Source organism: Lacisediminihabitans sp. FW035 (assembly GCF_054880895.1).
Genome location: NZ_CM142187.1, coordinates 3,745,188 through 3,758,659 on the forward strand (window position 1 = coordinate 3,745,188; position 13,472 = coordinate 3,758,659).

General features: G+C 64.0%; 15 protein-coding genes and 1 tRNA gene. 3 read left to right on the forward strand and 13 right to left on the reverse strand.

Annotated features, from left to right (window positions below):
• Positions 1 to 99 precede the first annotated feature (99 nt).
• Positions 100 to 654, forward strand: coding sequence for an isopentenyl-diphosphate Delta-isomerase (idi, locus tag ACVXZ4_RS17765; RefSeq protein WP_461796109.1), 555 nt, complete (start codon positions 100 to 102; stop codon positions 652 to 654).
• Between the two features lie 5 nt (positions 655 to 659).
• Here the strand turns inward: idi and ACVXZ4_RS17770 are convergent, their stop codons facing one another.
• From ACVXZ4_RS17770 to dcd, 6 genes are all read right to left on the reverse strand, one after another.
• A complete protein-coding gene (locus tag ACVXZ4_RS17770; RefSeq protein WP_461796110.1) occupies positions 660 to 1,616 on the reverse strand; it encodes a sensor histidine kinase in 957 nt (318 codons plus the stop codon).
• A 2-nt stretch (positions 1,617 to 1,618) separates the two neighbouring features.
• Entirely contained in the window at positions 1,619 to 2,353 is a 735-nt protein-coding gene (locus ACVXZ4_RS17775; protein WP_461796111.1) for a response regulator transcription factor, read from the reverse strand.
• Positions 2,343 to 2,648: a DUF4190 domain-containing protein gene (locus ACVXZ4_RS17780; protein WP_461796112.1), complete on the reverse strand. Its 306-nt coding sequence runs from the start codon at positions 2,646 to 2,648 to the stop codon at positions 2,343 to 2,345. The genes ACVXZ4_RS17775 and ACVXZ4_RS17780 overlap by 11 nt, the downstream gene beginning before the upstream one ends.
• On the reverse strand, positions 2,648 to 3,142 hold the full coding sequence (locus tag ACVXZ4_RS17785; RefSeq protein ID WP_461796113.1) for a DUF3060 domain-containing protein: 495 nt from the start codon (positions 3,140 to 3,142) through the stop codon (positions 2,648 to 2,650). Before ACVXZ4_RS17785 ends, ACVXZ4_RS17780 begins: the two co-directional genes overlap by 1 nt.
• A 47-nt stretch (positions 3,143 to 3,189) precedes the next feature.
• Positions 3,190 to 4,374 carry an OmpA family protein gene (locus tag ACVXZ4_RS17790; protein ID WP_461796114.1) on the reverse strand — a complete coding sequence of 395 codons (1,185 nt, stop codon included), beginning with the start codon at positions 4,372 to 4,374 and terminating at the stop codon, positions 3,190 to 3,192.
• A 105-nt stretch (positions 4,375 to 4,479) separates the two neighbouring features.
• The gene (gene dcd, locus ACVXZ4_RS17795; RefSeq protein WP_461796115.1) at positions 4,480 to 5,079 is read right to left on the reverse strand and encodes a dCTP deaminase; all 600 of its coding nucleotides are present in this window, start codon (positions 5,077 to 5,079) and stop codon (positions 4,480 to 4,482) included.
• A gap of 89 nt (positions 5,080 to 5,168) precedes the next feature.
• On the opposite strand from dcd, the gene ACVXZ4_RS17800 reads away from it, so the two are divergent.
• Positions 5,169 to 5,239, forward strand: a tRNA-Gly gene (locus tag ACVXZ4_RS17800).
• Between the two features lie 230 nt (positions 5,240 to 5,469).
• Here the strand turns inward: ACVXZ4_RS17800 and ACVXZ4_RS17805 are convergent.
• From ACVXZ4_RS17805 to ACVXZ4_RS17830, 6 genes are all read right to left on the reverse strand, one after another.
• The gene (locus tag ACVXZ4_RS17805) at positions 5,470 to 6,399 is read right to left on the reverse strand and encodes a carbohydrate ABC transporter permease (protein ID WP_461796116.1); all 930 of its coding nucleotides are present in this window, start codon (positions 6,397 to 6,399) and stop codon (positions 5,470 to 5,472) included.
• On the reverse strand, positions 6,396 to 7,376 hold the full coding sequence (locus ACVXZ4_RS17810; RefSeq protein ID WP_461796117.1) for a carbohydrate ABC transporter permease: 981 nt from the start codon (positions 7,374 to 7,376) through the stop codon (positions 6,396 to 6,398). Before ACVXZ4_RS17810 ends, ACVXZ4_RS17805 begins: the two co-directional genes overlap by 4 nt.
• Before the next feature lie 113 nt (positions 7,377 to 7,489).
• Positions 7,490 to 8,797, reverse strand: coding sequence for an ABC transporter substrate-binding protein (locus ACVXZ4_RS17815; RefSeq protein ID WP_461796118.1), 1,308 nt, complete (start codon positions 8,795 to 8,797; stop codon positions 7,490 to 7,492).
• Positions 8,798 to 9,006: 209 nt separating this feature from the next.
• A complete protein-coding gene (locus ACVXZ4_RS17820; RefSeq protein ID WP_461796119.1) occupies positions 9,007 to 9,939 on the reverse strand; it encodes a glycosyl hydrolase family 32 in 933 nt (310 codons plus the stop codon).
• Between the two features lies 1 nt (position 9,940).
• On the reverse strand, positions 9,941 to 10,963 hold the full coding sequence (locus ACVXZ4_RS17825; RefSeq protein ID WP_461796120.1) for a LacI family DNA-binding transcriptional regulator: 1,023 nt from the start codon (positions 10,961 to 10,963) through the stop codon (positions 9,941 to 9,943).
• A 313-nt stretch (positions 10,964 to 11,276) separates the two neighbouring features.
• Complete coding sequence (locus ACVXZ4_RS17830; RefSeq protein ID WP_461796121.1) at positions 11,277 to 12,095, reverse strand: bacteriorhodopsin; 819 nt, start codon at positions 12,093 to 12,095, stop codon at positions 11,277 to 11,279.
• A 148-nt stretch (positions 12,096 to 12,243) separates the two neighbouring features.
• Between ACVXZ4_RS17830 and ACVXZ4_RS17835 the strand changes: the two genes are divergently transcribed.
• Positions 12,244 to 12,768 carry a MarR family winged helix-turn-helix transcriptional regulator gene (locus ACVXZ4_RS17835; protein WP_461796122.1) on the forward strand — a complete coding sequence of 175 codons (525 nt, stop codon included), beginning with the start codon at positions 12,244 to 12,246 and terminating at the stop codon, positions 12,766 to 12,768.
• A 1-nt stretch (position 12,769) separates the two neighbouring features.
• Here ACVXZ4_RS17835 and ACVXZ4_RS17840 read toward each other — a convergent pair whose 3' ends face one another.
• On the reverse strand, positions 12,770 to 13,240 hold the full coding sequence (locus tag ACVXZ4_RS17840; RefSeq protein ID WP_461796123.1) for a MarR family winged helix-turn-helix transcriptional regulator: 471 nt from the start codon (positions 13,238 to 13,240) through the stop codon (positions 12,770 to 12,772).
• Between the last annotated feature and the right edge of the window lie 232 nt (positions 13,241 to 13,472).

The window sequence follows — 13,472 nt, forward strand, 5'->3', positions numbered from 1 at the left end:
CTGGAGCGACGCTTCAGCACGGCTTCCACCCGAAATCCGCTCCCTCTCGAAGGAGCCCTCAGGTTGTGGCCGGTCACCTCCTCAGGGTAACGGACACACATGGAAACCAGCACAGGGCTTGTGCAGAGTGGTACAGAGCTTGTAGTACTTCTGGATGAGTCGGGCGCGCCCATCGGCGAGGCCGACAAGCTCTCCGTGCACGGCGTCTCCACTCCCCTGCACCTCGCGTTCTCCTGCCACGTCTACGACGGCGACGGGCGAGTGCTGGTCACCCGGCGTGCGCTCTCTAAACTCACCTGGCCCGGCGTCTGGACCAACTCTTTCTGCGGGCATCCGTTTCCCGGTGAGCCGCAGGAGGACGCCATCGCAAGGCGCGCCGCTTTCGAACTCGGCATCACCGTGACCGGGCTCGAGGTGGTGCTTCCCGACTTCCGGTATCGCGCCGTCGACGCCTCGGGCATCGTGGAGAACGAGGTCTGCCCGGTCTACCGAGCGGTGACGGCGGATGCGGTGAAGCCGAACCCCGCGGAGGTCTCGGAGTTCGCCTGGCTCGACCCGCACGCGCTCAGGCGGGCCGTGACCGCGGCACCGTTCGCCTTCAGCCCGTGGCTCGGATGGCAGCTGGAGCAGCTCGAAGTCCCGCCGGTCGAGTAGGGCGCTCAGCGCCCGTATCGAGACCCGGGTGGTCGAGACCCGGGCGTGAGCGGCAGGCGCACACGAACACTGGTCCCCTGCCCCTCCCGGGATCGCAAACTCGCCTGACCGCCGTGCCGAAGCACCACCGCGTTGACAAGTGACAGGCCGAGACCGGAGCCGGGGATGCCCCGGGAATTCTCGCCGCGCGCGAGTTCGTCCCAGACCAGATCCACCTCGTGTGCGGCAATTCCCGCGCCGGTATCCGCGACCTCGATGACCGCCCATCCGTCGTCCTCGCTTCCACGAACTTCGATACTCGATCCGGCCTCGGAGTACTTGGCCGCGTTCGACACGAGGTTGTAAAGGGCAAGGAAGAGCAGATCGACGTCTCCGATGACCCGGGCGATCGGCCACGGCGCCTGAGGGAAGACAATGTGAAACTGCCGGGTCCCGCCTCCGGTTGTTTCGAGATGCTCCGAGACCGCCGCGACGACGTCCGCCGTCAGCTCCTCGAGATCCACCGGCTCGCACTCGATCGGCTTGGTCTCGAGATCGGCGAGCTTGCGCAATTCGGAGACCAGGGACGTGAGACGGCGCGATTGGGAGTCGATGACGCGGAGTGGTGTGGAGCTCGGTTCATCCGCGGCGGCAACCGCCGCATTGATGGCCGTGATCGGATTCTTGAGCTCGTGATCGAGTCGTGCGAGGAAGCGACGATGGGCCTGCCGCTGTCGCTCCTCGCCCTCGACCCGCCCGAGGGCCAGCGATCGTTCGCGAGTGCGGCGTGAGATCGCGGCGATGGCCAAGCCAAGCGTCGCCACCGCCGAGAGACCGAGTCCGATCTCGAGCGCCACAACGGGAAGCGGCACGGTGACGCGCGCACTCACCCCCCGCGCACTGAGAGCGAGGACTATCGCGATCACGCCGCCGATCAGGAACGGCATCGCGGCGAGAACGAGCATCCATCGTCTGATCGACATCGTCACCCTCGCGTCACGGTGCCCGCAAAGCGGTAACCCAGGCTCTGGGCAGTCTCGATGAAACGGGGATCTGCCGCGTCATCATGGAGTTCCCTGCGGATCTCGGCCACCCGGTGGTCGATAGCCCGGGTGTTTGCCGCGAAGTCGAATCCCCACAGCGAGCGAAGAAGGCTCTCTCGCGCGTGGACCTCGCCTGGGCGTCCCATCAGGTATTCGAGAAGGAGGGCCGCGCGAGGGGTGAGCACCACTTCGGCCCCGCTGAGCCAGATTCGCCGAGCGGTGCGATCGAAGACGAGGTCGCCGCTCACCAGGCGGTCCGCCGTGGTCAGAGGAGGCTGATTCGCGACAACCCGACGCAGTACCGCGCGTACCCGGGAGACCAGTTCCTGCGGATCGAAGGGCTTGTTGAGGTAGTCGTCCGCGCCCTCGTCGAGCGCGGCCGAGCGCTCGACGGACTCTCCCACTTTGGTGAGGAGCACGATGGGAGTCCAGACTTCGCGGGTGCGCAATCGCCGCACGAGCTCTCGGCCGTCCATCCGAGGCATCATCACGTCCGAGACAACGATGTCGGGATTCCAGCTGTCGAATGTGTCGAGGGCGGTCGCGCCATCGCCCGCCACCCGAACGTCGAATCCCGAGCGCTCGAGAAACGGTGCCAGCCCATCGGTTATCGCGGGCTCATCATCGACGAGGAGTAGCCGGGTGCGGCGATCCGCCTCCCGCTGCTCATCCACCATTCGAATTGACGGCCGACATGAACCCGGCGAAACCCAGCCCAGAGACGATCAGGACGATGAGCAGAACGATGCCGATCAGCTCGATGTAGCCGAGCACGAGAGCGATGATCGCGAACGCGCTGCCGGCTTCATTTCGCGCACTGATCTGTCGCAGTGCCACATGACCCAGCACCACGGGAAGAATGCTGAAACCGAGAAGTGCCAGCACGAAGGATGCCACGGCGAGGCCATTGGTGCGGGCGGGAGCGACATATACATACGCCGGGTATCCGGGTCGTCCATAGTTGTCAGTCATCAAGTGCCTTTCACTGCTGTGTTTGCGATGCCGCTATCGCGCACCTCTGGTGTTCCTTCTCGCCAGTACACGGTGTTGCCCGTTCCGGTCAGCACCACTGTGGTGACCCCGCTCACGAAGACTGTGTTTGCGCTGCCGCTCACAGTCAATACCCCCACCGATTGCGCGAGCATCACTGCCCCGGTCGCCGACACCGTCAGCTTTGCACAGTCATCCGTCAGGGAGACTACTGTTCCGGTGGAAGATATCTCGAGCTCAGCGCCGCTGCAGGTCACGGTGGAGGAGACGCTGTTCTCGTAGTCCACTCGTTGGCGATGAGATGTGGGTGGATCGTTCCCCGGCAACGGAGGGGTGTCCCCCGCACCGGAATCGGTCGAAGCGACGGATCGTGACGGTGCGCGCACGATCTCTATCGTGCAGCCGCCGAGCACGAGCGCTGCCACGGTGAGCAGCCCGAGCATGGCACCCAACCGCAGACTTCGTTCCCTGATCATTGTTCTCACTGTCGGTTCCCGGGTAACCAGCTCATCGAAGTCGCGCCTCACACCGTCGGCACGAAGATCTCGACGCGACGATTGAGTTGGCGGCCGGCCGGATTGTCCACACCCGTGGCCGACACGTTGGGTGCGACTGGGCGCTCCTCGCCGTACCCTGTGGCGTCGAGTGCGGTCTTTACCCCTCGCGACTTCAGCGCGGCGACTACCGCGTCGGCTCGCTTTTCAGAAAGTGTCTGATTGTAAGAGGCGCTGCCAATGGAATCGGTGTGTCCTCCCACCTCTGCTCGAGGGGCAGCTGTGTCGGTGAGAGCCTTCGCGAGCGAGTCGAGCGTTGCCGCGGCCTCTGCCCGAATCGTGGCCTTGTCGAAGTCGAAGAGCACGCCGGCATCGAGAGTGATGGTGGAGCCACAGGAGGTGATGGGCGCAAGCACCGCAAGAGGCGGAAACTTGCCGAGCGTGGGCACCGGGATGAGCGGTTTCGGTGAGATCGGTTTGCCGTTGAGGGTGCCGGTGCCGTCCCCGTAGTTCTGAATGCTCAGCTTCGTATCGGTGTAGCTGCCGGATCCGTCTCCCCGGTTCTGGATGCTCACCGCCCCGCGCGTGTAACTTCCCGAACCGTCGCCATAGTTCTGGATGCTTGTGGTGCCGTCGACGAATGCTCCGGAGCCATCCCCGTAGATTTTGATCGATTTGGTGCCGTCCACGAATGATCCGGACCCGTCACCGTAGTTCTGGATGCTCACCTCTCCGTTGACGAAGCTTCCAGAGCCATCCCCGTAGACGTTCACGGTCACTCCCCCGATCACGTATGACCCGGAACCGTCGCCATAGTTCTGGATGCTGCCATCCGCGCCCGTATAGCTGCTGGATCCGTCGCCGTAGAGATAGACCGAGCCGGCACCGGCGCGCACCTGACCCGCGGTATCGCACGCCGCGGGAGCCACCATGATGCCGGGATAGGTGCCGACAGCGATCTTGAGTTTCACGGTGAAGCCAGACAGCGAGTCATTGAGCAACGAAAGATCTGGAAGCGTGAAGAGGGGCACCGGGGGAATCTCGCCGACGCGGAATCCCTCCACTGCATCAGCCGGAGGCGTGACTGTCGATTTTGGGGCACTGGAGGTCTTCTGCGGTGTGCCTCCGAGCGGCACGACGCTGCACCCGGCGAGCAGGAGCGTGGCAGCCAGTATTCCGGAGAGGCCGGAAATCAGGGACGTTGGGCGGGACATGCCCCAACGATATCGAGCGGATGTCGCTATCGCGTGGCCGCGGTGTCGCAATCCTGCGACACCCGCCGGTCGAGTAGGGCGCTCAGCGCCCGTATCGAGACCGACTCAGTCCAGCAGGCTTTCATCCCTCGAGATATCCGTGCGGTGGAAGTTCTGGAACGACCGCGAGGCCGTCGGCCCACGCTGCCCCTGGTATCGCGATGAGTACTCGGCCGACCCATAGGGCTTCTCGGCGGGAGACGTCAGCCGGATGAAGCAGAGCTGGCCGATCTTCATCCCGGGCCAGAGCTTGATCGGCAGCGTCGCGACGTTCGAGAGCTCCAGCGTGACGTGACCGCTGAATCCCGGGTCGACGAATCCCGCGGTGGAGTGGGTGAGAAGGCCGAGCCGGCCAAGCGAGCTCTTGCCTTCGAGGCGGGCTGCGACGTCATCCGGCAGCGTGACGAGCTCGTAGGTGGAGCCGAGCACGAACTCCCCCGGGTGCAGGATGAAGGGCTGGTCGGGCGCCGCCTCGACGAGCCTGGTGAGGTCGGGCTGGTCGACGGCCGGGTCGATGAACGGATACTTGTGGTTGTCGAACAGCCGGAAGAAGCGGTCGAGCCGCACATCGATGCTCGACGGCTGGATCATCGCCGGTTCGTAGGGCTCAAGGCCGATGCGTCCGGAGTCGAGTTCGAGTTTGATATCGCGATCCGAGAGCAGCATGCACAGAGCCTATCGAAAGGCGCAGACCCTTCCGAAACCGTCGTTGCTAGTATTCATAGGTGCCGCAGTGCAGTCTCGGATGCGGCCACGCGAGCGTAGTTCAATGGCAGAACTCCTGCTTCCCAAGCAGGTAGTGCGGGTTCGATTCCCGTCGCTCGCTCTCTGTGTGTATATCCCAGGTGTGGGCCCGTACCCCCTGCATGCCGCAGCGTGCCGCGACCGCCCGGTAGGTTCAACATCAGCCGATGCCGCTGATGGCCGAATTGCGGCTGTTGAGCAACCGGATGCCCGAAAAGCTGCTGTTGCACGCGCGGCGGGCACGCGCAGCGGGCACGGAAGCCCCGGCAGCCTCGCCTCTGCGGAGCTGCCGGGACCCGTTCGAGGGAGCCCCTACTTCACCGCCCCCGCGGTGAGGCCCCTCACGAAGAACCGCTGCAGCGCGAAGAATACGACGAGCGGAACGATGATCGTGATGAAGGATCCCGCCGCGACGAGGTTCCAGCCCTGCGCGTACTGCCCGAGAAGGTTGTACAGCGCCTGCGTGAGCACCGGATGCGCGTCGCCGATGAAGATGTACGCCGTCAGATAGTCGTTCCATACCCAGAGGAACTGGAAGATGGCGAACGACGCGAGCGCGGGTACCGACATCGGGACGATGAGTCGCCAGAAGATCTGGAAGTGACTCGCTCCGTCGACGCGTGCCGCCTCGATGAGGGCTACCGGCAGCGTCGCCATGTAGTTCCTCAGGATGAAGATGGCGAGAGGAAGCGCGAAGGCGGAGTGGTAGATCCAGGCCGCCGGGAAAGTGCCGACGATCTGGATGCCGGTGATCTTGGTGAAGGAGATGTAAGCCTGCAGCACCGGGATCAGCGCCACCTGGGTCGGCACCACGAGCAGGCCGACGATGGTGGCGAAGAAGGCCTCCTTGCCCCGGAAGTCGAGGAAGGTGAAGCCGTAGGCGGCGAACGCGGCGAACATGATCGGCAGGATCGTCGCGGGGATGGTGACGGCGATGCTGTTGAAGAAGTTGTTGCCGATGTCGAGATTGGTGAAGGCGCTGGTGAAGTTCGACACCGTCCAGTTCTGGCCGAAGAAGTTGCCGATGGTGGTCCACCATCCCGAGCTCTGGGCATCCGTGGTCGACCGGAAGGCCGTGAACGCCAGACCGATGACCGGAATCATCCAGAGCAGCGCGAACGCGCCGAGCACGATGTTCAGCGTGATGTGGCGTTTGCGACCGTGAGAGGTCGAGAACCGCGCGATGGGCTTGGCCTTGGTCGAGGTGCGACCGGTGACGATGGTGGGGACGATCTCAGTCATCGGAGTGCCTCCTGGCCTCGGTAGCTGCGAACCTGGTAGACGATCACCGGGATGACGGCGAGCATCAGGATGACGACCACCGCGGACGCCTTGCCCGGGTTGCCGAAGTTGAAGAACTGGTTGATGAACTCCACACCGAGCACGTTGGTGTTGTATGTGCCGCCGGTCATAGCGAACACGATGTCGAAGATCTTCATCACCCCGATGAGCACGGTGACGAACACCGCGACGATCGTGGTCTGGATCTGCGACGCGACGACCCGGAAGAAGATCTGCCGGTCCGTGGCGCCATCGATCCGCGCCGCCTCGAGCGTCTCTTCCGGCACACCCTTGATCGCTGCGGACAGCAGCACCATCGCGTACCCGGCATTGAGCCAGATGACGATGATCATGAGCAGGAAAGAGTTGAGTCTGCCAGCGTCGATCGTGATCCAGGCGATGGGGTCGGCGTGCGTGATCCCCGTCCAGATCGCGTTGAGGAGGCCGGTCTGTGGTTGGCCAGGAGCGTCGTAGGTGTAGATGAACCGCCACATCGTCGCAGCGGCGACGAAGCTGATGGCCATCGGAAAGAAGATGATCGATTTGAACGTCTTCTCACGCTTCGGGCCGAGGCGGTCGGCGAGTACCGCGACGCCGAGTCCGATGACCACGGTGAAGGCCGGCACGACGAGGATCCACAGGAAGTTGTTGAGCAACGTGCTGAGGAAGTCCCCGCTCTTGAAGAGCGAGACGTAGTCGCCGACCCCGTTGAAGCTGTTCGTCGTCGAATCGACGAAGCTGAGGATGATCGTGCGAACGGTGGGGTAGACGAGGAAACCGAGGAGCAGAAGCAAAACGGGGCCGATGAACACGTACGGCAGAAGCCGGCGGTTCCACTTCGTGTTCGTCTTGCCGACGATGAAGTTGAGACCCAGATAGACGAGGAAAGAGACGGCGAGGCCACCGGCGACGGAGGCCAATGCGCTGAGTATTTGCACAGGGAGCACCTAACGACGTTGTGAGGGATGAAGCGGGGTTCGAGGGAGGGTGGTGCCCGCCGCCGCAGAGGCGAGCACCACCCGGTCAGTGACCGACTCGGGTCAGGACTGGCTTACGGCCAGGACGAGTCGATGTCTTTCAGTACGTCGTTCAGCGACTTCTGGCCGGTGGTCCAGGCGGTGAGCCCGGTCCATTCCGTGCCCGAACCCACAGCACCGGGCATCTGGTCGGAGGCGTCGAAGCCGAATACCTTCGCCTCGGATACGGCCTTCTGGGCCGCCGCCTGGAACGGGCTGGAATAGAGCGAACTGTCGAAGGTGGTGTGCGGCGACAGGAAGATCGCCTGCGATGCGTAGCCGTTCGTGCCGAACTGCTTGCCCACCAGGTACTGCACGACCTTCTTGGTGGCGGCGTTCGTGTTGAACGCGCCCACCAGATCGCCACCGCCGAGTGTTCCCGTGGTCTTCGCATCCGCCGGCGTCGGCAGGGTGAAGACATTCACGTTCGTGGTGTCCTTCTTCGCGATCTCCGCCTTGATGTTGTCCGGGAAGAAGTCCGCGATGAAGGTGCCCTGGCGCATCATGAAACACTGGCCCTGGTCCTTGCCGGTGACGAAGAGCTGGTTGCCCGCCTTGCCGAAGTTGGTGGTCGCCATGGCCTTGCCGCCACCGTTGACCTGGCCGTCAGCGAGGATCTCCGACTGCACCTTCGCCGCGGCCTGCTTCACCAGGTCGGAGTTGAACAGCACTTTGTGGCTGATCCAGTCCTTGTACTTGTCGAGCCCGCCGTAGCGCAGCACGTATTCCTCGAGCCAGTCGGTCATCGCCCAGCCGGTCGCTGCACCGGATTCGATTCCCACGCACCAGGGATAGCCCGCGCCATCCGAGATGATCTTCTTCTCGAGCGTCGTCATCTCGGCGTCGGTGGTCGGCACCTCGTACCCGCGCGCCGTGAAGGCGGCCGGGTTGAACCAGACCAATGACTTGACGTTGATGCTGTAGGGGAGGCCGTAGGTCTTGCCGTTGAACTTGCCGATGTCGCCGAGGCCGTTCGGCTCATCCGAGGTGACGGCTTTGATGTCCACGCCGAGCTCGTTGAGCGGCTTCAGCGAGCTGATCTGCTGCTTGAGCACGCCGGGCTGTGGGTAGATCGCGATGTCGGGCGGGTTGCCCGCCGTGACCCGGGTCACGATCGACTGCTGGAAGTTGGTGCTTCCCGAGTACTTGACGGTGATGTTCTTGCCTTCAGACCACTTGTTGAGATCTGCCTGGAATGCGGTGGCCTGGGCTGCGGTGAAACCTCCGCTGATCTCGACCGTCGCCTTTGCGGTACCGGAACCGGATGACGAACAACCGGTGAGGGCAACAACCGTGCCCACGATGACTACAGCAGCGGTCGCTGCTTTGTTACGAAGCCTCATTACTTCGACCTTCCTTGGGGGGAGAAACGATTTACAAAATCGTTTTTGTAGATCACAACCCAGCGGCAGCGTCCGGAGCGCAAAAGTTCACATCGGTCACGAATTGGTAACGATGCGATCCGAGGTCCGTGTTGTGGGCGCGCTTGTGGTCCGCCGGTAACGGGCCGCAGCGGAAGACGCCCTGTCCACCGACGCGGCGCGACTGATTCTCAGGCGGGGAGTGCGGCCACCGCGGACAGCGCTTCGGCGAAGGGCATCGGATCCGTCAGCCTGCCGATGAAGCCGCCGTCCCGGAAGTTCTCGAAGGCCAGGAACTGCAGCACCCCGTCGCGATCCGGGATGACACGGCCGGAGTACAGGGAGTCGTCCGTGAGCAGGGTCGCCCCCTCGACGTCGAAGGGTCCGAGGGGCCCCTCGCCTTCTACCAGCCAGACGCCGCCGGGTCCCGCTGCCGCGTGCTTGCGTGGAGCGATCTCGTTGCGCAGGCAGCTGAAGAGCAGGTACCAGCGGCCGTCGAACTCGAATACCTGGGTCACTTCGAGCTGGCCGAAACCACTGCCGGTCGCAGACACCGGCGGCTGCACCGTCCAGTCGAGAAGGTCCGGGGATGTCGCGTGGCCGACAACGCCGGATTCCGTCGGCGACCCGGTGCGGGAGCGCGCCGTCGTGAACATGTGCCATCCGTCGTCGAGGCGGAAGACCCAGGGGTCTCGGAACGGCTCATCCGGGCCATCCGCGCCGGTCGCGTACCACAGGGGATCGGCGACGGCGAGCGGTGCCGACCGCTTGTCCCACGTGATCAGGTCGTGGGAGGTCGCCACCATCACCCGCTGGGCTGCGGGCACCGGATCGTCGTTGCACCCGGTGAAGAACAGGTACCACAGTCCGTCGTCGCCACGCACGGTAGATCCCGTCCAGGTTGCGACGTCGTCGCTCGCCGGCGCGTCCGAACGCACCAGCGCATCGGCCACGCGGGTCCAGTTGCGCAGGTCGGTCGAGACCGCATGGCCGACGGATGCCCGCCGGTGACGGGCCTCTTCCTCGTGCAGTGCGCGCGAGGCGAAGAGGAAGAAGAGATGGAATTCGTCACCGGTGTCGGCGAACCAGAAGTCCCACACCCAGGAGTCCGGTAGCTCGAGCATCTCAGGACCCCCTCGGGCGGGACACCGAGCCACGCTCGATGAGCGGGCAGGCCAGCTCGACCTGGGTGCGATTGCTCGCCCACTCCCGGTCGCCGATCATCCTGGAGAGTTGTTCGATGGCCCAACGCCCCATTTCGTAGTGCGGCAGGCCCACGGTGGTGAGGCCGGGTTGCAACTGGGCCGCGATCACCTCGAGGTTGTCTACGCCGACGAGCGAGAGGTCGACCGGGATGTTCATGCCCCGGGCGGCAGCGGTCTGATAGACGCCCATCGCCATCGGGTCGTTGAACGCGAAGACGGCCGTGAGTTGCGGGTGCCGCTCCAACGCGACTCCGAAGCTCTCGCGGCCCGCGCTCGCGTCCGCGCGCCCGGCGACCTGCACCATACGCGGTTCAAGCCCGGCTTCGAGCATCGCTCGGGAGTACCCGGCGATTCTCCCGTCCACACCGGGCCCGGGGTCGTCGACCGAAAGGTGCACGATCTCACGGTGACCGGCCGAGATCAGGCGCACGGTGGCGGTGTAGCCGATGCCCGCTTCGTCGGGTGCGACCCAGGGAGCGAGTCCCTCGGGATTCTCCGCGTCGACGATCACGGTGGGCACACCCCGGAGTCGCTGGGGAAGGTCGACGAGATCGTGGGACATGCGGGCATAGACGATCGCATCGACCTGCTGCTCGAGCAGCGTCTCGATCTGGCGCGACTCCACCGCCCTGTCGCGGTTCGAGTTCACGAGCATGAGCACCAGCCCGCGGGCCGTCGCCGCGTCCTGGGCTCCCAGGATGATCTTGCCCGCGAAGGGCGTCGTGGCGATCTCGTCGCTCACGAAGCCGATGATGCCGGTCCTCTGCAGGCGGAGCGCACTAGCGATGCGGTTGGGCGAGTACTTGAGCTCGGAGGCGATCCGTTGCACGCGCTCGCGAGTCTTCTCGCTGAGATTGCCCTGGCCGCTCAGCGCGTGCGATACCGTCGTCACCGAGACCCCGGCGGCCAGCGCGACGTCGGAGATACCGACACGTTTCGTCATTCTCGCCGATCTCCAACCGCAGTGTCTGAGTCTTAGGCTGAGGACGTCGCTGATCGCCCCTGTGCCGAATGGTCGTTAGAGGCTAGCACAAAATCGATTTTCCCCGCGGGCTCGATGCACCACTGCACGATGCACCAGTGCACGGTTCGCGATCAGGCAGTGAGCCTGTGGGAGGAGATCCTGCTGTCGAGCACCCGGGTGCCACAGAAACTGCGGTCGAACGCGCGGGTGCCGTTAACGCCGAACGGCGCGCCCCCTCACGGGAGGCGCGCCGTCGCCGGAGCCGGTGCAGGACCGGGCGGGAACCCGGACGCTACTTGCGGATAGCGGTCGCGTCGTCGTGGGAGATCTCCACGGTGGCGAATTCCGGATCGTCTTCGTACGACTTCGCCTTCGCGATGCCGAAGATGATCAAGGCATAGACGGCTTTCGCCAGGATGTCGGCCACCGAGTATCCGACCTGCTTGAACACCCAGGCGTCAGCGCCCGCGATGTTGAGCAGCGGAAGGAGGTAGGCGATCGGGTAGACGCCCCAGCTCAGCAGAAGCAGGAAGCGCAGTCGACCGAGAGTCTTGCGAACCGATGTCGGCTGGGTTGCAAGCGACTTGCTCAGCTGCACGAAGAGAACATAGAGGATGTATGCGAAAGGGATTGTGGACAGGAGGCCGAAGAGACCGCGGAGTCCGTTGTCGCCACTGATCTCGCCGGGGTAGCCGAGGGCGATCATGAGCGCCGCGGCGGGCACGAGGCGCATGAGCAGACCGGACTGCACCTTGCGCGCCAGCGCAAGCACCGCGACGAGCTCGACGAGCAGAAGCGGCACCGTCAGGAGCCAGTCCACGTAGCGGTAGCCCTCGTTGAACGAGGCGCCGACGGCCTGGCTGTAGTCACCGGTGCCACCGACGGACTTCGTGACGAAGGCCTCCTTGAACGAGTCGAAGATGCGGAAGTAGTGATACGCGGCGATTCCGCAGACGATGATCGCCACCGTGATCGCCTGCCGGTAACGCGGAAGGATCCGCGGCAGAGAGATGAGCAGGAACACCGCCGTGAACAACTGCGACGCGATGACGAGCGACAGGAAGTTGTAGACGGTGGCGTACTGCCCATGCGACAGGATGTCAGGAATCACTGGGTCCTCCTTGGACGAGTTGTTAAAGTGATTGAACTACCTAATTAAAGCGGTAAGTTATCAAGATAATCAAATGCTTGACCTCGGATCGCTGGATGAGTAGTGTTCGGCCCCGTAAACTGGTTATCCCTGAGAGGCTGGAGGTCTCGTGAGCACAGAGGCCGGCCAGTCACACACCCTCGACGGGTTTCCCGCCGCCGCGGTCGAATTCGTCAACGTCATGCAGCACAATCGCGAGAGGATCGGCAAGGATGCCGGCCTGTCGCCGAGCGAACTCCGAGCCCTGTTCCGCGTCGCCGCCGAGGTGAGCGTGACTCCCAAGCAACTCGCCGACTACCTCGATATGACCACGGCCGCGATTACCTTCATCTCACGACGCCTGGTAGAAGCCGGGCTGTTGCACCGGGTGGATCATCCGAACGATCGGCGCAGCCTCTACCTCGAGCTCACGCCGCTCGCTCACGAGATGATGCTCGACATCCATCATGATTTCGTGGCTCTCCTTGAGGCCGCCACGAACGACCTTGCCGCCGCCGAACTGAACAACTTCACGAGCACGCTTCAGTCGGTGGCGAGATCGATGAAAAGGCATCAGAATCTGGCGCCGGATCTCGGTGCAGGCGCCCCGTACCGCATGGGCGACCCGCCGGTTTCACCCGCGACGCACCTCTAGGTCACTCGGCAGCTGCGCCGTCGGTACCGTAGGAGCCGAGCGAGCGAGCGAGGTCTCCGAGCGCGGATTCCAGCACGACGGTCTGCGCCACATCCAGCGCTTCGGCGGAGACCGTGATCGCATTCTGGAAGCTGCGGTAGGTCGTCTCCATCACGTCGTGGCCGGCGGTGGTCAACTGCAGGAAGAGACTGCGCCGGTCACTCGGATGGGCGACGCGCACGATCAGTCCGCGATCGACCAGCCCGGTGGTGATGGCAGTCACGGCCGGGGTAGTCAGTTCCAGGTATTCGGAGAGTGCCTTCGGGGTGATGTCCTCGCCCTCTGCGATGCGGGCCATCGCCCGCAGCTCGCTCCCGGTGAGGTTCGCGGAGATCGCGATACCGCGACGAATCGATTCCAGCGCCCTCAGGAACTCCGCCGATGCCCCCGGGAGGCCTTTGAGGGAGTGGATATCTCCAATGAGCCGGTACATCGAACCCTCTTCGCTCTCGCGGTCTTCGCCCTCCGAAACAGGCGGAATTCCTACTTGATTCGGCGACAAGTTACCTTGATAATTAATCTGTTCACTCATCTAGCAATCACCTGACCGGTACCCGATCCGCTGAATCGCTGATCGATCCGTTCGACATGCTGCCCGTCGCTGGGCGCCGACGTCGACCCGCCCGAAATGGGAGGCCCCAGCGCCGGGCAGTAGTGCGTCCGGT